The 22,455-nt window shown below is 36.8% G+C and carries 26 protein-coding genes and 1 other annotated feature; of the genes, 8 read left to right on the plus strand and 18 right to left on the minus strand.

Going from position 1 to position 22,455, the window contains the following annotated elements:
* Positions 1 to 32: 32 nt before the first annotated feature.
* Positions 33 to 1,034: a TAXI family TRAP transporter solute-binding subunit gene (locus CS937_RS00380; protein ID WP_245835663.1), complete on the minus strand. Its 1,002-nt coding sequence runs from the start codon at positions 1,032 to 1,034 to the stop codon at positions 33 to 35.
* A 219-nt stretch (positions 1,035 to 1,253) separates the two neighbouring features.
* On the opposite strand from CS937_RS00380, the gene CS937_RS00385 reads away from it, so the two are divergent.
* Positions 1,254 to 1,733 (plus strand): glutathione peroxidase, encoded by a 480-nt coding sequence (locus CS937_RS00385; protein WP_099156518.1) that lies wholly within the window; start codon positions 1,254 to 1,256, stop codon positions 1,731 to 1,733.
* A gap of 43 nt (positions 1,734 to 1,776) precedes the next feature.
* Here the strand turns inward: CS937_RS00385 and CS937_RS00390 are convergent, their stop codons facing one another.
* From CS937_RS00390 to CS937_RS00415, 6 genes are all read right to left on the minus strand, one after another.
* The gene (locus tag CS937_RS00390) at positions 1,777 to 2,499 is read right to left on the minus strand and encodes an amino acid ABC transporter ATP-binding protein (RefSeq protein WP_099156519.1); all 723 of its coding nucleotides are present in this window, start codon (positions 2,497 to 2,499) and stop codon (positions 1,777 to 1,779) included.
* Positions 2,492 to 3,151, minus strand: a complete 660-nt coding sequence (locus CS937_RS00395; RefSeq protein ID WP_099156520.1) for an amino acid ABC transporter permease — start codon at positions 3,149 to 3,151, stop codon at positions 2,492 to 2,494. Before CS937_RS00395 ends, CS937_RS00390 begins: the two co-directional genes overlap by 8 nt.
* Positions 3,152 to 3,186: 35 nt before the next feature.
* Positions 3,187 to 3,966 carry an ABC transporter substrate-binding protein gene (locus tag CS937_RS00400; protein ID WP_099156521.1) on the minus strand — a complete coding sequence of 260 codons (780 nt, stop codon included), beginning with the start codon at positions 3,964 to 3,966 and terminating at the stop codon, positions 3,187 to 3,189.
* Between the two features lie 64 nt (positions 3,967 to 4,030).
* On the minus strand, positions 4,031 to 5,191 hold the full coding sequence (locus CS937_RS00405) for a M20 family metallopeptidase (RefSeq protein WP_099156522.1): 1,161 nt from the start codon (positions 5,189 to 5,191) through the stop codon (positions 4,031 to 4,033).
* A 251-nt stretch (positions 5,192 to 5,442) separates the two neighbouring features.
* On the minus strand, positions 5,443 to 6,882 hold the full coding sequence (gene proS, locus CS937_RS00410) for a proline--tRNA ligase (protein ID WP_099156523.1): 1,440 nt from the start codon (positions 6,880 to 6,882) through the stop codon (positions 5,443 to 5,445).
* Between the two features lie 54 nt (positions 6,883 to 6,936).
* Positions 6,937 to 7,162: a binding site (T-box leader), on the minus strand.
* A gap of 38 nt (positions 7,163 to 7,200) precedes the next feature.
* Positions 7,201 to 7,746, minus strand: a complete 546-nt coding sequence (locus CS937_RS00415) for a GNAT family N-acetyltransferase (RefSeq protein ID WP_099156524.1) — start codon at positions 7,744 to 7,746, stop codon at positions 7,201 to 7,203.
* 205 nt (positions 7,747 to 7,951) lie between these two features.
* On the opposite strand from CS937_RS00415, the gene CS937_RS00420 reads away from it, so the two are divergent.
* Positions 7,952 to 9,226 carry an MFS transporter gene (locus CS937_RS00420; protein ID WP_099156525.1) on the plus strand — a complete coding sequence of 425 codons (1,275 nt, stop codon included), beginning with the start codon at positions 7,952 to 7,954 and terminating at the stop codon, positions 9,224 to 9,226.
* A gap of 191 nt (positions 9,227 to 9,417) precedes the next feature.
* Here the strand turns inward: CS937_RS00420 and CS937_RS00425 are convergent, their stop codons facing one another.
* From CS937_RS00425 to CS937_RS00445, 5 genes are all read right to left on the minus strand, one after another.
* Positions 9,418 to 9,969: a cysteine hydrolase family protein gene (locus CS937_RS00425; protein ID WP_176555694.1), complete on the minus strand. Its 552-nt coding sequence runs from the start codon at positions 9,967 to 9,969 to the stop codon at positions 9,418 to 9,420.
* A 20-nt stretch (positions 9,970 to 9,989) separates the two neighbouring features.
* Positions 9,990 to 10,274 carry a hypothetical protein gene (locus tag CS937_RS00430; RefSeq protein ID WP_099156526.1) on the minus strand — a complete coding sequence of 95 codons (285 nt, stop codon included), beginning with the start codon at positions 10,272 to 10,274 and terminating at the stop codon, positions 9,990 to 9,992.
* 82 nt (positions 10,275 to 10,356) lie between these two features.
* Positions 10,357 to 11,181 carry a bifunctional hydroxymethylpyrimidine kinase/phosphomethylpyrimidine kinase gene (thiD, locus tag CS937_RS00435; RefSeq protein ID WP_099156527.1) on the minus strand — a complete coding sequence of 275 codons (825 nt, stop codon included), beginning with the start codon at positions 11,179 to 11,181 and terminating at the stop codon, positions 10,357 to 10,359.
* Between the two features lie 18 nt (positions 11,182 to 11,199).
* On the minus strand, positions 11,200 to 11,697 hold the full coding sequence (locus CS937_RS00440; protein ID WP_099156528.1) for a DUF456 domain-containing protein: 498 nt from the start codon (positions 11,695 to 11,697) through the stop codon (positions 11,200 to 11,202).
* A gap of 5 nt (positions 11,698 to 11,702) precedes the next feature.
* On the minus strand, positions 11,703 to 12,326 hold the full coding sequence (locus tag CS937_RS00445; RefSeq protein ID WP_099156529.1) for a glycerol-3-phosphate acyltransferase: 624 nt from the start codon (positions 12,324 to 12,326) through the stop codon (positions 11,703 to 11,705).
* 149 nt (positions 12,327 to 12,475) lie between these two features.
* Here CS937_RS00445 and CS937_RS00450 point away from each other — a divergent pair, with 149 nt between their 5' ends.
* Entirely contained in the window at positions 12,476 to 13,036 is a 561-nt protein-coding gene (locus CS937_RS00450) for a M15 family metallopeptidase (protein ID WP_099156530.1), read from the plus strand.
* Positions 13,037 to 13,124: 88 nt separating this feature from the next.
* A complete protein-coding gene (locus tag CS937_RS00455) occupies positions 13,125 to 14,105 on the plus strand; it encodes a ring-cleaving dioxygenase (protein WP_099156531.1) in 981 nt (326 codons plus the stop codon).
* Here the strand turns inward: CS937_RS00455 and ytzI are convergent.
* Genes ytzI through CS937_RS00470 form a run of 3 tightly spaced genes read right to left on the minus strand, consistent with a single transcriptional unit; the run spans position 14,102 to position 15,639 of the window.
* Positions 14,102 to 14,263: a YtzI protein gene (ytzI, locus tag CS937_RS00460; RefSeq protein WP_099156532.1), complete on the minus strand. Its 162-nt coding sequence runs from the start codon at positions 14,261 to 14,263 to the stop codon at positions 14,102 to 14,104. The genes CS937_RS00455 and ytzI overlap by 4 nt on opposite strands.
* A gap of 5 nt (positions 14,264 to 14,268) precedes the next feature.
* Positions 14,269 to 14,712, minus strand: coding sequence for a GNAT family N-acetyltransferase (locus CS937_RS00465; RefSeq protein WP_099156533.1), 444 nt, complete (start codon positions 14,710 to 14,712; stop codon positions 14,269 to 14,271).
* 12 nt (positions 14,713 to 14,724) lie between these two features.
* Entirely contained in the window at positions 14,725 to 15,639 is a 915-nt protein-coding gene (locus CS937_RS00470; RefSeq protein ID WP_099156534.1) for a ketopantoate reductase family protein, read from the minus strand.
* 436 nt (positions 15,640 to 16,075) lie between these two features.
* Between CS937_RS00470 and ehuB the strand changes: the two genes are divergently transcribed.
* The 4 genes from ehuB to ehuA all read left to right on the plus strand — a co-directional run bounded on the left by ehuB (position 16,076) and on the right by ehuA (position 19,385).
* Positions 16,076 to 16,963: an ectoine/hydroxyectoine ABC transporter substrate-binding protein EhuB gene (ehuB, locus tag CS937_RS00475; protein WP_099156535.1), complete on the plus strand. Its 888-nt coding sequence runs from the start codon at positions 16,076 to 16,078 to the stop codon at positions 16,961 to 16,963.
* Between the two features lie 102 nt (positions 16,964 to 17,065).
* Entirely contained in the window at positions 17,066 to 17,728 is a 663-nt protein-coding gene (locus CS937_RS00480; RefSeq protein ID WP_099156536.1) for an amino acid ABC transporter permease, read from the plus strand.
* On the plus strand, positions 17,725 to 18,447 hold the full coding sequence (gene ehuD, locus CS937_RS00485; RefSeq protein ID WP_099156537.1) for an ectoine/hydroxyectoine ABC transporter permease subunit EhuD: 723 nt from the start codon (positions 17,725 to 17,727) through the stop codon (positions 18,445 to 18,447). Before CS937_RS00480 ends, ehuD begins: the two co-directional genes overlap by 4 nt.
* Positions 18,448 to 18,614: 167 nt before the next feature.
* Positions 18,615 to 19,385 carry an ectoine/hydroxyectoine ABC transporter ATP-binding protein EhuA gene (gene ehuA / locus CS937_RS00490; protein ID WP_099156538.1) on the plus strand — a complete coding sequence of 257 codons (771 nt, stop codon included), beginning with the start codon at positions 18,615 to 18,617 and terminating at the stop codon, positions 19,383 to 19,385.
* Positions 19,386 to 19,571: 186 nt separating this feature from the next.
* On the opposite strand, the gene CS937_RS00495 is transcribed toward ehuA, so the two are convergent.
* From CS937_RS00495 to CS937_RS00505, 3 genes are all read right to left on the minus strand, one after another.
* Complete coding sequence (locus CS937_RS00495; RefSeq protein ID WP_099156539.1) at positions 19,572 to 20,318, minus strand: class I SAM-dependent methyltransferase; 747 nt, start codon at positions 20,316 to 20,318, stop codon at positions 19,572 to 19,574.
* 329 nt (positions 20,319 to 20,647) lie between these two features.
* On the minus strand, positions 20,648 to 21,571 hold the full coding sequence (gene murB / locus CS937_RS00500; RefSeq protein ID WP_099156540.1) for a UDP-N-acetylmuramate dehydrogenase: 924 nt from the start codon (positions 21,569 to 21,571) through the stop codon (positions 20,648 to 20,650).
* 48 nt (positions 21,572 to 21,619) lie between these two features.
* On the minus strand, positions 21,620 to 22,438 hold the full coding sequence (locus CS937_RS00505) for an alpha/beta hydrolase (RefSeq protein WP_245835664.1): 819 nt from the start codon (positions 22,436 to 22,438) through the stop codon (positions 21,620 to 21,622).
* Between the last annotated feature and the right edge of the window lie 17 nt (positions 22,439 to 22,455).

Genomic DNA, 22,455 nt, shown 5'->3' on the forward strand with positions numbered 1-22,455 from the left:
AAGAACCGGACAATATTGTCCGGTTCTTTCTATTATTCAATAATACCGACCTCTTTAAAATATTTCTCTGCACCTGGATGAAGTGGTAAATCACCTACACCAGTTAATGCACTATCTTTAGTAATTAATTTTGCTTGGGCAATCGACATCTTATCAGCGTTTTCGAATAAACTTTTTGTTAAATCATAAGCAAGGTCTTCACTAACTGCTGATTTCGAACCAAGAAGTAATGCCATTGCAGTTACTGTTTGAACAGGCTCCTTTTGCCATTCATATGTTCCAGGTTCAACTGTATATGCCTCATATTGGCTGTTATCCACTACTTGTTGTAATGCGTCTCCTTCAATATCAAGAAACTTAACCTCTTTTGTAGCAGCTTGCAACTCGTCAGTTGAGGAGGATGGTACACCTACAACTTCAATAGAAGCATCAATTGTTCCATTTTGAAGCTTACTTTTGGCATCACCAAAACCTTCTTCAAATGCTTCATAGTCACCTTCTTCAATTCCATAAGCTTTTAAAATTAACTCTGCTGCTGCACGAGTTGCTCCACCTGGAGGTCCAACAGCAACCTTTTTCCCTTTCAAGTCCGCAATTGATTCGATTCCTGTTGACTCCAATGTTGCAACTTGAACTGCCTCTGGGTAAAGAGAAGCAATAACAGCTACATCGCTGGAATCTTTTCCTTCAAATTCTCCTGTTTGATCAACTGCACTAATTAATGTAGTGTTTTGTGCAATACCAAGTTGGTAATCTCCACCTTGTATTTTTGCAATGTTTTCTACTGAAGCGCCTGATTCTACAGAACTAACATCGAATCCATCTACGTCGATGTTATCTTTCCATAGATTCACCATCTCACCGCCAAGCGGATAGTAAACACCACCAACACTACCAGTCCCCATTGTTAGATTTGTCTTAGCTTCTTTGTCGGCATCATCGCCACCAGAGCCCTTACCGCTCTCACCGCAAGCACTTAAAATCATGCCAATAGCAAGAATAAAGATAAGTAAAAATAGAGTTCTTTTTTTCAAAATAACTCCCCCTTTTATTTTTTATTTAAACCACATTGCTACCCTAACAATATGATTAAAACCAAAACATATTCCACCTTCATTGTGAAAACGTTTTATTATGTATTTTACCTTTTTTCCGCCCAATCTTCAAGTTTTAAGAAAATTACAAAATGTATTAAGCGGCTTTTTGACACCTACTTGCTAAGTTGCTATTCTTTTATTAAGGAGCTGATTGGCTTGTCCATTTATCATTTTTCAGCAAAAACAATTATGGGTGAAGAAAAAGCATTAAGTGATTACAATGGAAACGTTATTCTTATTGTGAATACAGCAAGTGAATGTGGTTTTACACCACAATTTGAAGGTCTGCAAAAGCTATACGAAGCGTATAAAGATCGGGGGTTAGAAATTCTTGGGTTCCCTTGTAATCAATTTAACAATCAAGAGCCCGGTGACGATAAGGAGATCTCAAGCTTTTGTGAACGAAATTATGGTGTAACTTTCCAAATGTTTAGTAAAGTTGATGTAAAAGGGGAACATGCCCATCCCTTATTTATTTATCTTACAAAAGAGGCACCTGGTATGTTAACGAAACAAATCAAGTGGAATTTCACCAAGTTTTTAATTAATAAAAATGGTGAAGTCATTAATCGCTATGCACCACAAACAAAGCCTGAAAGTATAAAACAAGATATTAAGAATGCGTTAAATGATTAAAAAAAATAAACGTTCCATTTGGCTAATGGAGCGTTTATTTTTTTTAAAGTATTTTGTCCAAGAATTGTTTAGCACGTTGTGTTTTTGGATTACTAAAAAATAAAATAGGATCTCCTTCCTCAATTAATTTTCCTTCGTCCAGAAATAATATTCTATCGGCAACTTCTTTTGCAAAATTCATTTCATGTGTTACGACAATCATCGTCATACCTGTTTGTGCCAAATCTTTCATTACGTCTAAGACTTCCTTTACCATTTCCGGGTCAAGTGCTGATGTTGGTTCGTCAAATAACATTACTTCAGGATCCATTGCCAATGCCCTCGCTATAGCTACACGCTGTTTTTGACCACCCGATAATTGATTAGGATATGTGTCCAATTTATCTGTAAGTCCCACTTTATCTATTAACTGCTTTGCAAGTGATTGTGCTTCTGACTTTTTCACGTTTCTCACCTTTAGTGGTGCATACGTCACATTTTCTAAAACAGTCATGTGTGGGAACAGATGAAAATGCTGGAACACCATGCCAATCTGCTTTCTAACTTTTATCTTATTTACTTCTTTAAGAGTAATCTCCTCCTCATTCACAGTTATGTTGCCCAATGAAGGCTGTTCCAACAGATTCAGGCATCTTAGAAATGTTGATTTTCCTGATCCAGAGGGGCCAATAATCGCAACCACTTCCCCTTGCTGAAAGCTTGTTGATATATTTTCTAAAACAGTATTGTTACCGAAACTTTTTACTAGATTCGCTACTTCAATCACTTACCCTCAGTCTCCTTTCTACAACCTTACCAAGCATCGTTAAAATGTATACCATTACCCAATAAATCAATCCAGCAAATAATAGCGGTTCAAAGTTACGGTAAATATCCGCTCCAACGATTTGAGCACGGCGCATTAAGTCTAAATAACCAATGACGGATACGATTGCTGATTCTTTTGTTAATGTAATAAATTCATTCATTAACGCGGGTAAAATGTTCTTCAGCGCTTGCGGTAATATAATGTCTTTCATCATTTGTTTGTACGAAACACCCAGGGCTTGGGCCGCTTCTGTTTGACCTTTATCAACAGCTAAAATACCTGCACGAATAATTTCTGAAACGTATGCTGCTGAATTTAGTCCAAACGCTAACACCGCTGACAAAAATGCTGATATATCATATCCCGTCAATTGTGGAACCGCGAAGTATATAATCATCAATTGTAAAATTAACGGTGTCCCGCGAAAGATGGATGTGTAGGCATCCGCAAGCCATTTCAGTAGCGGAATTTTTGTGATTTTACATAACGCCAATAAAGTTCCTAAAATAAATCCTACTACGATACACACACTTACAAATTTTAATGTGACCCATATCCCTTCCAGCATAAAAGGAATATAAGGCACGATTTGGCTGAAATCCAAATTCATGCCTTACCACCTCTTCTTTCTAGTTGTATTTTTTACTACATATTTGATAACCATTTATCCTTTAATTCTTGTAATTTGCCGTTATCCTCTAGTTTTTTTAGTACTTGATTCACATCCTCTACTAAATCACTACCCTTTGGAAACGCAATCCCCATACCTGGTGAACTCGTTGTTGGGTCATCAAAACCCTTCAATCCTTGTTCTTCGATGTAGCCCCCTGCGACAGTTTTATCCATATAAGCTACATCGATACGGTTTGAGTTTAGCTCTTGTATTAAAATATTTGCATTATCAACCTTTTTTACTTCAAAGCCATATTCCTCTGCAAGGATTTCAGCACCCTCTTCTTGAATTGTTCCTAATTGAACTCCTACCGTTTTTCCTTTTAATTTTTCTAAACCTTGAATCTTTGAATCCGGTTTACTAATAAACATTTCACCTGAATGGTTATATTCATTCGAAAAATCAACATTCTTTCTACGTTTTTCCGTTGCACTCATTCCAGCCATAACCATATCCACACGATTGGTTTGCAAAGCACCAACTAGTCCGTCAAATTTCATATCCTCAATTTGTAATTCATAACCTAATTCATCAGCAATAAGGTTTGCTAAATCGATGTCAAATCCTTTGAAGTCCCCTCCCGTATCACGTGATTCAAATGGAGGAAAATCTGCCGAGGTAGCCATTTTTAAAACCTTCTTGTCATTAGAATCATTTGAGGTAGCATTAGCATTTTCATCATTACTTCCACAAGCTGCTAGTATACAAATCATTACTATAAAAATAATTGCTTTTCCGTATGATAGCTTCATAGATCGTTCACTCCTGATTTTTTATAATTTCATTTTTATTTTTATACATTTTGATGAATAAAAACTACTTCACTTTGAAAAATTCGCCGTTTATCGCTTCCAATAACATTTGATCTGTCAATACATCGTAGCCAGTTTTCGCTAGTGTTAGTGCACCATTTATTAAAATTTGATGCCCTTCCGTTGTAATGGTCCTATCCGCAAATTCCTTTGTATGTGCGACAATCCCTGGTTGATGCAGTCCTATATATGGATGAATTGCAGGTACAACCTGACTTACATTCCCCATGTCAATTGAACCATAGCTTTGTTTAGCTTGATGTATTGTTTGGGAATCAGTTTGCTTCAGGTTTTTTGTAAATGCTTTGGAAAGTGCATCATTCGTTTTCATATCATCATAGCTTAACTCATAATTCGAAATCTCAAGGGTTGCACCTGTCATAAGTGCAGCGCCATTTGCTATGTTATTTATTTTTTCAACTACATTGTTTAAATAGGTTCGTTCCTTTGCTCGGATGTAAAATTGAGCAGTGGCTTTGTCTGGGACAACATTCGCCGCTTGTCCACCTTCAGAAATAATCCCGTGTACGCGTACATCAGTTGGTAGATGTTCCCTTAAAGCATTAATCCCATTAAACAACTGTATAACACTATCAAGCGCATTAATTCCTTTTTCAGGCGATGCTGCTGCATGTGAGGATTTTCCTGTATAGGAATACTGTATTGCATCCATTGCAAGTGAATCACCACTAACATATGACTGATCAGAAGGATGTAAAATCATTGCAACATCGATATTGTCAAAAACCCCTTCCGCACTCATCGGTACCTTTGCGCCGTTAGTTTCCTCTGCTGGCGTACCTAAAACTACAACACTACCACCAATTTCGTCCACTAGTTTACTAAGTGCGACACCGGCACCAACACTCATCGTACCAATTAAATTATGTCCACAGCCATGACCCACACCGGGTAATGCATCATATTCAGCTAAATATGCAATAGTCGGACCAGGTTTCTCACTTTTATATTCTGCTTTAAATGCAGTTGATCTGTTTACAATTCCCGTTTCTATTATAAATTGGTGTTCTTTTAAAAAGTTTGTAAGTAACTGTGCTGACTGAAATTCCTGATCACCTAGCTCCGGATTATGATAAAGATGATCACTCATATTCCAAAGTTGTTGTTCGATCTTTTTAATTTCTTCACTTAATTTATGCTTCATGAATTGCTCACCTTCTTAGTGTATATTTATTAGTTATTATGTATATTTATACCATGAATGTATTTAGAAAAGCAATAGTTTTTTTATTTAATTTTGAACGTGGCGATGTTTCTCCTTTCTCGCTGTGTTTCTCCTTTCCCGCCGATGTTTCTCCTTTCCCGCCGATGTTTCTCCTTTCCCGCCGATGTTTCTCCTTTCCCGCCGATGTAACATAAAAACGAGCGCAGTTTGCACGCGCTCGTTTTTTATAATTAATATGCTTTTGCCCAATAAACTAATTCTTTTGCTTCCTTACCACAGCATACACACGTTTCCGACACTTTCTCCTGTTCAAATGGAATACAGCGTGATGTTGCAGATGTTTCTTCTTTGATTTTTTCTTCACAAACTTGATCTCCGCACCACATTGCTTTAATGAATCCAGGGTTTTGATCAAGCGTTTGTTTGAATTCTTCCATGTCCGTTGCAACGGTTGTTTTTTCATTTCGATGTGCCAATGCTTTTTCAAACAAACCTTGTTGAATTTCTTCTAATAATGCTGGCAAACGATCTTCAAGATCATTAAGTGCAACGAATTCTTTTTCCCCAGTATCACGGCGAACCAGTACAACCTGTTCTTTTTCAATATCTTTAGGTCCCATTTCAACACGGACTGGGATACCTTTCATTTCGTATTCATTAAATTTCCAGCCCGGCATTTTGTCACTAGTATCGATGCCCACTCGAACAATCCCTTTAAGCTTATCGCGTAATGCATATGCTTTGTCCAATACACCTTCTTTATGCTGTGCAATTGGAACGATCATTGCTTGAGTTGGTGCGATTCGTGGCGGAATTACTAAGCCGCGATTATCACCATGGACCATAATTAATGCACCCATAATTCGTGTGGAAAGCCCCCATGATGTTTGATGGACGAACTGGCTTTTACCATTTTCATCTAAATACGTAATATCAAACGCTTCTGCAAATCCTGAACCAAAATGATGGGATGTTCCGGATTGCAATGCTTTTCCATCATGCATTAAGCTTTCAATCGTTAATGTATATTTAGCGCCAGCAAATTTTTCTTTGTCTGTTTTGCGACCCTTATATACAGGAATTGCTAAATACTTTTCAACAAGATCGGCGTAAACACCAAGCATCCTATTGGTTTCTTCAGAAGCGTCGTCATCTGTCGCATGAGCGGTATGTCCTTCCTGCCAATGAAATTCAGATGAACGTAAGAATGGACGAGTTGTTTTTTCCCAGCGCACTACATTTCCCCATTGATTATACAATTTTGGCAGGTCGCGGTAGGAATGTATATTTTTTGAATAATAGTCACAGAAAAGCACTTCGGATGTTGGACGTACTGCGATTCTTTCAACTAATTCCTCATCTCCCCCATGTGTTACCCATGCAACTTCCGGTGCAAAACCCTCTACATGATCCTTCTCTTTTTGAAGCAGACTTTCTGGAATAAATAAGGGAAAAGCAACATTGGAATGACCTGTTTCCTTAAATTTATTATCCAATTCATCGCGAATGTTTTCCCAAATGGCATAACCATATGGCTTTATGATCATTGTGCCACGAACTTGACCATAGTCAACTAATTCAGCCTGCTTCACTACATCTGTATACCATTGTGCAAAATCGTCTTCCATTGCGGTAATTTTTTCAACGAATTGTTTATTTTTCTTACCCATGCTGAACACCTCGTTATATAAATTTTTTTTGAATACAAAAATCCTCGCGTCCGAAAAAGGGACCGAGGTTTGGTGGTACCACCCTTGTTTGCAATATATTTATAACCATTGCACACTTTACTTGATAACGGTTATGAACCGCGCATGTCCTACAGTAATTTTACCTTCAGATTAGCGAACTTAAAGGTAGGTTCTAATTCATGTCCTTAGAAATTCACACCAGCCATTTCCTCTCTTTAAAAGACAACCGAATTATACTAGTCCTTATCAACGTTTCCTATATTGTATTTTTAAATATATAGGGATGTGAAAACAATGTCAAGCCTTACGAGAGATAGATTTTTCATATTTGGAAAGCTTATCTTCACCTTCACCAGCGTATCCAATAAATGTATATCCAGCTTCTAGGTAGTAACGGTTTAAAACTGGGTTGCTTGCTATACAGTCTAACCGTAAAAAACCGTCCCTAATCCGAATATTATCATCTATCCAACCCAACAGTTTTTTTCCCACTTGATTAGTATGTTGATCTCTGTTCACTGCAAGTCGATGCAAATAATAAGCATTATCGTTTCGCTCCCCCCACATCGCAACATCCCAATCATTTTGCTTTGGTGAGAGATTAAACGTCGCAACTAGATTTTTGCTAGTATCTTCAACTATATATGTAGTTCCTGCTAAAATATCTTGTTTTATTTCAGCTTCAGCTCCACCATTTCGCAAATACTCCCACTGATCAATACCTTTTTTCTCAAGCCAAAATGCTACATTGCGTAATAGCTGTATTACATTATCCGTATCCTCTTTTATTGCCACTCTAACCGAATATTGATCGAAACGATAGGTTACAAAAAGTTTCTCCACAAATTCAGACCCCCATTAATTATTTTCGTATAAATAGGATTTTACTATAAGTCTAAATGTAAGGACACCCCTTACAAATATGAAAATCAGACTACAGGATGAGGTAAATTCATACTTTAAGCCGTTAAAAAACTGTTACCATCCTTCTACACTTTAAAATGAATAAGTAAAAATGCAAAATTAGGATACTGGGAGAGATGGCAGAATGAATATATTAAAAAATAAAAACTTCTTAATTTTATTTATAGGAAGAATTATAACAAACATTGGTGATAGCATTTATTATGTTGCTGCTATGTGGTTGGTTTATAACTTAGGTGGTAATGCATTTTATTCAGGACTAGCAGGGTTTTTAACACTAATCCCTTCAGCTTTGCAATTTATTACTGGTCCTTTTGTCGATCGTTGGCCTATTAAGCGAACATTAATGATAACTCAAATACTTCAAGCTATACTTATTTTAACTATCCCAGTAGCTTATTACCTTAATGTTTTAACCATTCAACTTGTCCTCATCGTAATGCCAATTGTGTCATTCATTGAACAATTTGCTTATCCATCTCAGTCAAAAGCACTCCCGTTAATACTTTCAAAAAAGGAATTAGTAAAGGGAAATTCCTTTTTCTCATTTGCTTACCAAGGGATTGATTTAGTTTTTAATGCTATATCAGGGATCCTAGTAGCTTTCTTAGGTGCAGTGACACTATATCTTATGGACTCAGTAACATTCGCCGTCGCAGCTATCCTATTTGCCACTTTGAAAATTTCTACGTCAACAGAGGAAAAGGTTACACATAAAAAAGGGATTAAATATGCAATAGGAACGTATCTATCTGAATTAAAAGAGGGGTTTTCTATTGTATTTAGCTCTTTAATGGCCACCTTCTTAATTGGTTCCATTGTTGCAAATGCTGCAATAGGTGGTATGCTTGCGATTTTGCCTGCCTTTGCTGATAACCGTGGTGGATCAGAAATATATGGATTATATTTAGCCTCGATATCAACAGGTGCATTAGTTGGTGCACTTTTTGCATCCCGGATGGGAAAATTTCGAGTTGGTTTATTTACCATTTTTGCGTTTTTAATTGGTTCCCTATGCTGGGTACTGTCTACCGTACTACCATGGACATATTTTGCTATTATTTTGTATGGCATTGCATGGATACCAGTCGGTGGTACAAATGTCATATTCGCTGCAACTATTCAAACTGTTGTACCGAATAGACTTCTCGGTAGAATTAATTCAGTATCAGCCAGTATGAGTACAATAGCGATGCCTATAGGTTCCTTAGCAGGCGGTTATTTTGCAACAATTACCAACAGCACATTTGTTTTTGCTCTAACCGGTCTCGGACTTGCTTTTGTATCCATCGTTTGGTTCCTCCACCCACGATTACGGAGCTTACCAAAAGCGGATGAAATGTCACCGGAAACGTTTGGCTTGGATTTTGCTGAAGTCCATGCTAAGGGACAGGAGTAAGCGTATTAGAATAGTTATGGGAGGACGGTCATTATCAACACAACCGATTTTTATGTTTATTACCCCGAGAAAACAAAATTCCATATATCAATCCTGGAACAGTTATTAATCAAACGTTTGTTCAATTAATTGCCCATTCATCACATAAATAAAAACCAGAGAAACAAACTCCCTGGCTTTTATTTATAAATCTATATAACCTTAGCACCCAACGTATTTGCAAAATGTTCCAGTGCCCATTTATGCCCTGCATCATTAAAACTCGCAACCGCATCCCTATGAACAACGATCTGAAAACCTTTATTATAAGCGTCTACAGCTGTATGCAATACACAAATATCCGTACAAACTCCAACCAAATGAACTTCATTAATTCCACGTTCTCGCAGTTTAATTTCTAAATCCGTCCCTGCAAATGCACTATAACGAGTTTTATCATAATAATAAACATGCTTATTCTCTTTATGACTACGATAGACAGAGGCTAATTCACCGTAAAGATCGCGACCTTTGGTACCTATTACATTATGCGGAGGAAACAATGCCGATTCTGGATGATGGGGGTCCCCTTTTTCATGAGCATCAATAGCAAATACTACATAGTCCCCTGTATGTACAAACTCTTTCGTCAGTGAAACAATCTTATTTTCAATAGCTTGTCCTGGTTTACCACACGTAAGTTTACCATTCTCAGCAACAAAGTCATTGGTGTAATCAATGTTAATTAGTGCTCTTTTCACCATATTCGCCCCCATTCGATAGCTTATTCTTCCTTCTTATTTATTTCTGCTAATGGGTCAAATCCATCGCCTACCATTTTGAACGAATTCTTTCCTTCATTTAATTCTGAGACGAACACATCCCAGTTCGCAGCATTAACAGCAATAAGAAATAAACGATCTAATACATCTAAGTCTCCGATTGCCATAATCTTTTCTTTAATATCATCTGGCACACTGCCGAACCGCATATGGATTAAACCCAACAAATCCTCTTTTTCCGTAACACTTACTGTCTCATGGCGATGATCTTTATGCTCATTACCCATTGCATAATCCCTCCAAAATTTTATTCTGGGACATGGGGTCAGTCCCTATGTCCCGGGACACGGGGACTGACCCCATGTCCCACTAATTTATGATTATCTTATGTTGTTCACCTTGTGTACGTAATGCAGCATGGTATGTTGGACCAACTTTGTCTGTATAGGTAAATCCATATTCTATCGCTGTTGTTACAAAGCTTTTTGCCAAACGAACCGCTTCGACAACTGTTTTACCTTTAGCAAGGTGAGCGGTAATCGCTGCAGAATATGTACATCCTGCACCGCTAGTATGAATCGTATCGATCCGTGGCGCTTCTAATGTAGTCAATTCTTTTCCATCGTATAGAACATCAATAGCTGGACCTTTTAATCTCCCTCCCTTTAGTAGAACAAACTTTGGCCCTAATTTATGTAGGTCCACAGCTGCTTGCTTTAAATCATCAACACTGGTTAATGGCCGTTCATCTAACAAAAATGAAGCTTCAGGCATGTTTGGGGTAATGATCGTTGCCAGTGGAATGAGCTTGTCCTTCATAGCTTCAATCGCATCATCCTCCAACAATTTTGAATCAAGCTTACCTACCATAACAGGATCAATAACAACAGATTGCGCATCGGATTCACTAATAATTTCTGTTGTTTTTTCAATTACTTCTTTAGAGAAAAGCATTCCCGTTTTTAATGCATCTACTCCAACCTGGTCAACAGCTGTTGCGTATTGTGCTTCTATTGCTTCAATGGTTTGAGCATGTACATTTTTGTTTGTTACAGTATGTCTTGCCACAAGTGCTGTTATAACACTCATTCCATATACATCTAATTCTTGAAATGTTTTTAGATCCGCCTGAATACCAGCACTCCCACCAGCTGCGGAACCTGCGATTGTTAAGACACGAGGTGGTTTATTCATTTAAAATTACTCCTTTCGCTACATGAATACGACAACAAAAAACCATACAATCATAATCAGTTGAATAACAACCTTCGCAACTGCCCCACCTAAAAATCCAATTAGTGAACCAATAGACGCTCTAATCGCTTCTTTAGCCGTCCGCTTTTGAATTAATTCAATAACGAAAACCGCAATAAATGGTAAAATTAAAATCCCAAATGGAGGAATGACAAATGAACCAATAATAACTGCAATTGCAGCCCCTCTTTCACCCCATTTACTCCCACCGAACTTCTTAACAAAATAACTATTCGCTACAATATCCGCTACGATAAGAATGACTGTCAATATAGCCATCGCAATCCAGAAAACCATATTCAATTCATCTGCATTTATAACAAAGTGATAGAGTAAAAATCCTCCCCAAATGACAAGGGGGGAAGGAATGATCGGAAAGATAATCCCAACAAAACTTAAAATAAATAGTGCAACAATAACTACCCAAATTATGATATCCAGTGTCACTACCTCCATCTGTTTTATTTAGCATCTTTTTGAAACATACTAGAGAGCTTTGTCTCTTCTTTAGCTAAAATACGTTTATAATTTTCGATATGTTTCATAATGGATAAAATCGAAAGTAATACAACAATCATAGTAGGCTCTATTCCAAAGAAATAATACGTCGTAATTAAAAATGACAAATACATAAACAAAACGCCGATAACTAAATAATCGGTTGCAAAGGTGAAAATAAATAAGATGCCGATGCCAATTACAGCAATTTTCCAATCAATTGCTAACAACACACCAACCAATGATGCTGTTCCCTTCCCTCCAGTAAATTTCATCGTAATAGAATAATTATGACCTATGATAATGAAGAGTGCATTAATATAAACCATTAGTGTTTGTGTATCGTCAGTAATTCCATTTTCTCTTAAAATAAATAATAATAAAATAATGGATAATGTCGCTTTGAATATATCAATTAGTGCAACTAAAATGCCATACTTCCATCCTAATAGAATAGTTGTATTTGATGCTCCGGCGTTTTTAATGCCAACATTTTTTATATCTATTTTTTTTAACTTCCCTACTATCTGTGAACCATGAATACTTCCAAACAAATAGCCAATAACAATACTTAAAAGATAATACATCTTTTTCCCCCTTTCGTTCATTTTATATATAATGTATTTAATCGACAAGCAATTTCGATACACTTCTTTCACCTATAAATTATTTACGAAAATATGACCAAAATAGTTTCATCGTGAATATCATCAATCACTAAAGGAGTACCAGATCATTGAAAAGGTTAAATAAAGATATCCTAACTTGGATTATCCTCATTATATTCTTTGCCCTACTAATTTTTGTCTATAATCAAGTAAATGATAAATATAACGACCTTGGTCAAAATGCACCACTACCAACAAAGTTGCATCCAATCGTTGAAGAAAAGAAAGACGTCCTCCTAAAAAAAGCTTCTATGATTGGTATAAATGTCATCATTACCGAAAAATTCCGTTCCATTAAACGGCAAAATGAATTATTTAAACAAGGCCGCTCTAAGGAAGGAACTATTGTCACACACGCAAAAGGTGGTGAATCCTATCACAATTATGGACTAGCTTTTGATTATGCATTAGAAAATAAAAATGGTGATCTCATATGGGATATTCATTATGATGGAAACAACAATGGTGAGTCTGATTGGTTTGAGGTTGCTGAAATCGCAAAAGAAATGGGCTTTACCTGGGGCGGGGATTGGCATAACTTTAAGGATTATCCTCATTTGCAGATGGATTTTGGGCTTAGTATTCATCAATTAAAAAATGGATTAAGACCAAAAATAAACACAGAGTAAACCAAAAAGTAGACATTCGTATTATTTAAACTTATACTAAAAATATCTTGAATTCAAGATACTTTCCAATTCATAAGGAGGATGACTTATGGAAGAACTTAAAGGAATCCATCACATATCAGCAATCACAGCAAATGCAAAGCAAAATTATCAATTCTATACCGAAATACTTGGAATGCGATTAGTAAAAAAAACAGTAAACCAAGATGATCCATCGGTATACCACTTGTTTTATGCCGACGAAAGAGGTAACCCTGGAACCGATTTAACCTTTTTTGAAATACCTAGGGCAGGAACTACTTATCAAGGTACAAGCAGTATCTCCGTTACATCATTAAGGGTTTCAAATGATACGGCTTTAGAATACTGGCAAAATCGGCTTAACGAATACAATGTGGATAACGACGGTATTACAAATGAGAATAATCGCAAGGTAATAAATTTTCGTGATCCAGAAAAGCAACGTTTAACATTAATATCAGATGAAACAAATGTGGGCGTACAAGGGGGTAATCCATGGGCGAACAGTAGTGTTCCAATTGAAAAAGGTATTATCGGACTTGGTCCTGCCAAGCTAACCGTAGAGAATTCAGTGCCAACCATTACAATTTTAACTGAAATTTTAACATTTAAACATGTTTCTAGTTATCCGTCACCTATTAACGGACAACCAGATATCCTTGTATTTGTAACTGGTGAAGGAGGAACTGGTGCAGAGATACATTTGGAAGAACGAAACGACTTGCCTAAAGAACGACCTGGACGTGGTAGCGTTCACCATGTTGCATTCCGTGTAGAAAACGAAGAGGAATTAGCAAGATGGCGTGAACGTCTACAGAAGGAGCGTGTACCAAATTCTGGTTTGGTAGACCGTTTCTATTTCAAATCGCTATATTTCAGGGAACCAAATGGTATTCTCTTTGAATTAGCTACGGACGGACCTGGGTTTACAGCTGATGAAGATATTGATCGTTTAGGAGAATCACTAGCATTGCCTCCAGCCTTTGAAGAACACCGCTTGGAAATTGAAGCGAAATTAAAACCATTAGATACGAAAAGACCGCATTAGGATGTGCGGTCTTTTTGTTCGTACACACTTGCTTCATCTTTTTCATCAGGCATTGGATCAACTGTATGTTTATAATCATATCCTTTTGAAATGGAAACCAGTGTTAAAACTAAAACAACAAGTATAATCACTACTGCAATAACAATATATGAAACCATTAGAATTACTCCTTATCTATTTCTTTCATGTTTAACAGATATTTATTACTGTCTTGTACCCAGCCTTTTCGTGCAAAAAAATTATGAACATCTGCATTCTCAGTAGTTATTCTCGCCATTAACTGCTTTATTCCTTTTTTCTCAGCAATTCGTTCTACTTTTTGATATAGATGTTCATCAAGACCTTTTTTCTCATAGCTAGCATCAATCGAAAGTTCATCTATATAGATTATACTTGAAATGCTATCAATCCGAAACAATAGAAAAGCAATAATTCTACCAGTTTTTTCTACTAAATAGATTCTTCTATGATCCTCCTCTATAATTTTAGTAAAGAATGCCTTATCTATTTGATCCTGCTTGACAGATAAATGTACATTCTCGTTTGTATTATTTATTCTGGAAATCTCAGAAAAATCCTCATATCTTGCTTCTCTTAATTTAAACATTCCCCTTACTCCTTACGCATTCTCAAATGGTTTTATTAAGCCATAAACCGTTTCTGTGTATGGAAGATCTAAGCCGACCGCTTTTGCCAAACGAAGTGCTCCCCCATGAAGATGGTCAACTTCAAGGGTTAATCCTTTTCGGCGATCTTGATGCATAGATGAAGTAGCTTCCTTATCCAATCCCATCAATTTATTCCTTGCCATTTCTATTTCTTCTTCCGTTATTTCAACACGGTATTCCTTGGCGAGATGTTTCATTTCCTGTAAGATTGTTTCAGCAATTTTAAATGTACTGCCATGCTCACGAATTTGTCCAATAGGAAGATTTGCAGCAGTTGTTATTCCAGAAAATGCATTAATAAACGTATACTTCTTCCAAAGCTCTCGTAAAATGGAATCACTATTTGTTCCGTTAACATTTGCCTTGTTACAAAGCTCCTCTATTTGCTGACAAATATATGTCTGTGTTGGAGCAAGCGCCCCAAAAACAAGATCATGAAAATCACTCGAATGGATAACATGTCCTTCTTCATTCAGCGTTGCTATAATAAATGAAAGTCCACCAAGAACTGCATCTTTTCCAAGCTCATCCTGTAAATAACTAATATGCTCAATTCCATTTAAAACAGGAAGCACATAAGCACCTTTTTCTACCAATATTTTTAAATTATCTAGTGTTCCTGATAAATGATATCCTTTTACACTAACTAATACGAGGTCTGCACGATCTATCCTGTTTGCATCTGTTATAAAGTTCGGAGCATCATTTTTGTAACTTCCTAGATTACTAGAAATCGAAATACCATTTTCTCGTAATTGTTCAGCTCGTTTCTCTCGGACTAAAAATGTTACATTAGCCCCACTTTCTTCAAAACGTCCACCGAAATATGCACCTAAAGCACCTGCGCCTACTACCACAACATCCATTAAGACCCCTCCATAGCAATCATATTTTCATTTGTATCGTACCTTTTTTCAGATAATTTGTCTAACAATCATAATATGAAAGTAAAACTGAAAAAATACCAATTCTTACAAATTTAAAGTATATAAGAGTATTAGTAAAGATAAACAAGCATATTTTTGCATTTGTCAGCTTAGTGTCGTTCAGTATAGAATACGCAAATTTATTCCAAATTATCTAAATATACTGCGTTTGAGTATTGATAAAAGTATCTTTAATATTAAAGTATGTCTGCTCGAAGTTGATAAGCTGCTACCTTTCCTCTACAGATAGACAATCATTTTCACCTAGGAGATAAGTAGCAAAACACGTAAAAAATATGAATATTTTGACCTAGCATTAGTTAAACAATGTTTTACTTAATGCTTTTTTCAAAATAAAAGGGAGGTCTTTTAGAAAATGAAGAAACTTTTACTTATGGCTGTATTTTGTTTCTCACTTATTTTACTCGCCGCGTGTGGTTCAGACGATGCTAGTGGTGATGGCGGTGACAGTGGGGAAGATAAATTAGCAAAACTTAAAGATAAGGGTACGGTGACAGTTGGTTTTGCCAATGAAAAACCGTATGCATATCAGGAAGATGGAGAATTGAAAGGTGCAGCGGTGGATATTGCAACAGCTGTTTTTAAAGAAATGGGTATTGACAATGTTGAAGGTAAATTATCAGACTTCGGCCAGCTCATTCCTGGATTAAATGCTGGTAAATTCGATGTAATTACAGCAGGTATGGCAATTAATCCGGATCGTTGTGAAAACGCAGATTTTGGAGAACCTGAAATGATGTACGGTGAAGGTCTCATCGTTCAAAAGGGGAATCCTAAAGATTTACACAGTTATAAAGATATTGCAGAGTCGGGTGCCTCAGTGTCTATCATGTCAGGCGCAACGGAAAATGAATATGTAAAGCATGAAGGCGTAAAAGATGACCAAATTCAACCCGCATCAGATATTCCTGCAACATTCTCGGCGGTTGAATCCGGTCGTGCTGACGCAACAACTGGTACAGAAATGACCGTTAAAATGGCATTAGAATCCTCTGGAAATGAAAAGCTTGAATTTGTAGATGACTTTGAGCAACCAGATATCGAGGGTACACCAAGCTATGGTGCAGCAGCATTCCATAAGAATAATGATGCTTTACGTGAAGCTTATAATGAACAGCTAGCAAAATTAAAAGAAGACGGAACGGTAAAAGAGCTCTTAGAAGCAAATGGATTCAGTGCGGAAGGAAATTCAGTTCCGGCTGATATTACAGCTGAAGGAGTTTGCAGTGGTGAACAGTATTAAAATAAATAAGTGACATGACTCCATAGGGTCCGGCTCCCTCACCCAGGGGGTCTGACCCTATCATTTTGCAAAAAATCAAATACAAAAAAGGAGTGATTTACCGTGGATGCTATTGTGGAAGTTTTTCCTGTCCTTGTAAAAGGTGTTGAAATTACCATTAAGGTACTTCTTGCCTCAATTGTTCTCGGGTATTTAATGGCCTTCATTGCGGGATTTTGTCGCCTTTCAAATAATATTATTCTCCGTAAAATCACCGGTTTTTATGTTGAGGTATTTCGCGGGACATCATTAATTGTACAATTATTTTGGCTTTACTATGCACTACCAATTTTATTTGGTATTGAAATAGGTAGTGATTTTTGGGCTGGTGTACTTGCAATATCATTAAACTATGGTGCATATATGTCAGAAATCGTTCGTAGTTCTATTTTGTCTGTAGCAAAAGGACAGACAGAAGCTGCTACAGCACTAAATATGTCACGTTTTCAACGCATGAGACTTGTTATTTTCCCTCAAGCAGTTCGTATGATGCTTCCGGAATTCGGTAACTATCTCATTCTAATGTTAAAGTCTACATCACTTGTCTCGTTAATTGGAATGACAGACATTCTATATTACGGAGACATTTTACGAAGCTCCGATCTATCACAAGCACCAACCGTTTATCTATTAGTTCTCGTATTCTACTTTATTATCGCTTTACCATTGATTTGGCTAACAAAGAAAATGGAAAGTGCATCTAAGAAAGGGGTGGCTAGTCAATGAATAATTGGAGTTGGGAAATATTCCTTGAAGCCTTCCCTTACGTATTAGAAGGTATTGGTATTACAATAGGATTAACAATTGCATGCTATTTATTTGCGTTGATCTTTGGTTTTATCTGGACATTTGTTAGACGAATCCCTGTAAAACCAGTACGATGGGTTATACTTTGGATCATGGAATTCATTCGGTCGACACCACCACTTGTTCAGCTATTCTTTATCTATTATGCTTGGCCAATGGTACCCGGTATTGGAATGACACTAAGCCCATTTACAAGCGCCGTTCTTGGACTAGGTATACATTACAGTACGTATATTGGTGAAGTGTATCGGTCTGGAATTGATGGTGTAGATAAAGGACAATGGGAAGCATCCAGGGCATTAAATTTTTCAACTAGACAAAAATGGACTAAAATTATTTTGCCACAGGCTATTCCCCCTACCATTCCAATGCTAGGAAACTACTTAATTATTATGTTTAAGGAAGTTCCACTGGCTTCTACTATTGGGGTTGTTGGTATTTTGCAGATGGCAAATAACTTTGGCGCAGAAAACTGGAGATATCTAGAGCCATTAACAATTGTAGCTATCTTATTCTTAGTCTTAAGCTACCCATCAGCAATTCTTATTAATAAACTTGAACGTAAAATGAACCGACGCTTTGACAAAAAAACACCAACAGGAAGTAAACCGATATCAAAAGCGAATGCACCCGGATAGCGACGATAAGCGTAAGAAAGGAACCTTAGAGCACACGACCTTGGTGCTCGGGGTCTCGGGGGGTCCAGCCGCTAGCCCGTGGATCTGGAAGTGACTGAACCTGTAATTCAATTACACAGAATCACTTCATGCAAACGTTAATAAATCCAAGAAGGAGCTGGGATGTAATGACAGAACCGATTGTTATGTATAAAGATGTTCATAAATCGTTTGGCGATGTTAGTGTACTAAGAGGAATAGATTTAGATATTAAACCTGGAGAAAAGGTTGCCGTTATTGGTCCAAGTGGATCTGGTAAAACAACAATTATCCGAATGCTAATGACATTGGAACAACCAACATCAGGTAGCATTATCGTTGACGGCAAAAACCTTTGGCAAATGGAAAAAGGCGGTCAGCTCGTTCCTGCCAATGAAAAACATTTACGTGAAGTACGTGGTGATATTGGAATGGTTTTTCAACATTTCAACCTTTTCCCACATATGACGATTTTGGAAAATTGTATGACTGCACCTGTACAGGTTAAGAAAGAAGATAAAGCAACCGCTAAAAAGCATTCCATTGAAATGTTAGAAAAAGTTGGGTTAGGTGATAAACTAGACAATTATCCAAGCCAGCTTTCAGGTGGACAAAAGCAACGCGTAGCGATGGCACGTGCCCTAGTTATGCGCCCAAAAATCATGTTGTTTGACGAAGTGACATCAGCACTTGACCCCGAGCTTGTTGGCGAAGTACTTGAGGTAATTCGTGATATTGCAAAAGAAGGCGAAATGGCGATGGTTCTTGTTACACACGAAATGGATTTTGCGCTTGATGTTGCTGACCGTGTTCTATTCTTAGACAACGGTGTAATCGCTGAACAAGGACCACCAAGTCAAGTTCTGGAGCATTCAGAAAATGAACGACTGCAAAGCTTTTTACACAGGTTTAGAAAATAATGGTTTAACCGACTATCAAATTAATATTAGTTTTAATTTTTATCTTTTCATTAATTTAATTAAAGGATCATCCATATTAGTCCTAACTAATGGATGATCCTTTTATACGCTATATAAAAGCCTTCAAGAATGGGTCCATGTCTATTACTTTACTAAACAACCACCCTTTTAGGCATCTGTAATTAGTTACTTCCGAAAAAGATAGAGTCCAAATCCTAACGTATCTCTTCCCCATTTGTTATAAGTCTGCTTCCAAGATCTAATTTTTTCCAACATTTCTGGACAATCTGGATCCTTCGCATTCTCAAAGCAATAGTTTTCAACCGACATTGCATAAAGCCATTCATAATTATCCCAATCATCATCACTAGCAGTAAATGACCAAAGGGGAATTAATCCTAAACTTTCCCCTACTTGAATATTTTCATAATGGCTCTTTAATTCGGATTCCTCTGCACCGAGTGCATTCAGATAATCGGAACTAGGTGGCTGTTTCCAATATCCTTCAGCTATAAGGATAAAACCATCTTTTTTCACACATTTCTTCAGTGCTTTAAGCGTAGAGCTTAAATCTCCTATAGCGTGAGTTGAGCCTATACAAATACCTAATTCAAAATGATTATCGGAAAATTTTTCTATAACCGTTTTTGCATCTGCATGGATAAAATCAATTTTTTCCATAGGTATTCTGCCATTGGCACGTTGTTTCCCCTTATCAATTGAGCCTTGATAAAGTTCTATGGCTGTTGCTGAAACGTTGTATTTTTCAATAAATCGAATAGGTAACTCACAGGTTCCGGCCCCAATATCAATAATCTTATTTTCAGATTTCAATGCAATAAGATTAATTAATTTGTTGATCTTCGCTGAACTAATTGGGTTACTGAATACATGATCCCTGTGTGCAATAGCTGAGTATTTGTTTCTGTCCATAAAAATCCCCTTTATTAGATTTGATAAAAATCTTACCTGCCGTATAGATATTAGAAATATATGGATAGACAATCATAAATTTCCTCAGCTCCTTTTAATCAAATAATTAGGAATTTTACATCCCTTATCTTATATTAATTTAATTTAATTCTAATTACAATTATAGATCGCTATTGACGTTACTTTCCTCAGGATGTCAACTTGTATATCAACTGTTAAAGTACCAATTAATTACTAATAATGAACTATTCAAAAACAACCATTCCTTAGAAAACCACTTATAAAAAAAGAGAACAACGTTTACTAGTTGTCCTCAGCTACGATATACTTTAATTATCCAAATCCTCACCTATAATTTTTACTTCACGCTCTAAGCTAACACCAAACTTATCTTTAACCGTTTCCTGTACAAAATGAATCAAATCAATATATTCTTCAGCAGAAGCATTTTCCTTATTTACGATGAATCCTGCATGTTTCAATGATACTTGCGCACCACCGATTTGCTTGCCCTGCAATCCGCTATCTTGAATAAGTTTTCCAGCAAAATACCCTGGTGGTCGTTTAAACACACTACCACAAGAAGGATATTCTAATGGTTGTTTTGATTCTCTTTTAAACGTTAGATCATCCATAATAGCTTTTATTTCATCGTATTTTCCTTCCTTTAACGAAAACGTTGCTTCCAATACGATGTAACCATTATCGGGTATATTGCTTGAACGATATTCCAAAGCTAATTGATCAGCTGCTAAAGTAAGCAGGTTCCCTTCCCGGTCAACCACAATTGTACTTTCCAGGACATCCTTGATTTCGCCACCATATGCTCCGGCATTCATGAACAAAGCCCCTCCAACTGAACCAGGAATTCCACAAGCAAACTCTAATCCCGCTAATTCATGAGCCAATGCTTCTCTAGAAGTATCAATAATACGTGCCCCGCTTTGTGCAACAATGGTCGTTCCATTAGTAGTTATCGCAGACAATTGTTTCAGATTCAACACGACCCCACGGATTCCGCCATCTTTAACAATTAAATTCGATCCATTCCCTAATAGGGTGAACGGCAATTGTTCTTTTATTGCTAGCTTAACGATTTTCTGAACCTGCTCATAACTTTCTGGTGTTACAAAATAATCAGCCTTACCACCTAAATGTGTATACGTATGATTGTTTAAGGGTTCATTAACCATCACGTTTTCTGCTGATATTAGTTGTATTAATTTTTCGTACGTATGATGATCATTTACCACCTAAATCATTCCTTTATCTCTATATTCCTTATTTATACTTATTGTAAGTTATTCTTCCTGTTCTTGCCACAGAAAAGAATGAATTAACCTATCCACATGTTCGCTTTCATGCAGTTCGCTATGACCTAAATTAGCATTTTCAATCATTTTCTCCATCAATTGATTGTCCGGTATAATCATTCGTAATGCCTTCACGCTTTCTGGCTCTGCTACATAATCACCTGTGCTTCCAATGCTTAGCACACTAACATTGTCTGATATTTTCTTATTGTTAAGCCTGAGCAGTTTTAAAGCCGCTGAATTCGGTTTGAGATCTGTTGCCGCTGCGTCTCGATTAATTGTAAAATAATAATCACTATATATCCCATCAAATGGACTGCCAATCGTGACCAGCTTCTTCGTTACTGGATAGAGGTCAGCATCATGATTTTCTTCCAGATACTTTAATGATACTAAGCCGCCCATCGAATGCCCGACTAAATTAATCGAATCAATTTCGTAAGTAACTTTCATATGCTGTAAAACACTTGCAAGCCATGCAGATGTATCATCAAAACTTGCGCGGTTGTTTGCAAAAATGACCTGAATAAGAATTGGTTCTCGTTTTCCTTTATTAAGATTATACTCCCTAATCTTACCGTCTTGAGATACATAATAAACGAGTGCCTTATTTCCCCATCCGTGCTTTTCAAATCGCTCCAGCATGTTCCCGAACGAATTATAAGTTCCTTTATATCCATGAACAAAAACAGTTGGCGGCGTTTTAGTTGGCTCTGATTTCGCAGGTTCAGGCATATAGGTTATGGCAATGATACCCGCCGCAATGATTAAAATAAATAATGTTTGTATAATTTGTTTCTTTTTCAACAGTCCTGCTCCCCGAT

The sequence above is a fragment of the Virgibacillus ndiopensis genome (assembly GCF_900187325.1).
Lineage (GTDB): Bacteria > Bacillota > Bacilli > Bacillales > Amphibacillaceae > Virgibacillus_E > Virgibacillus_E ndiopensis.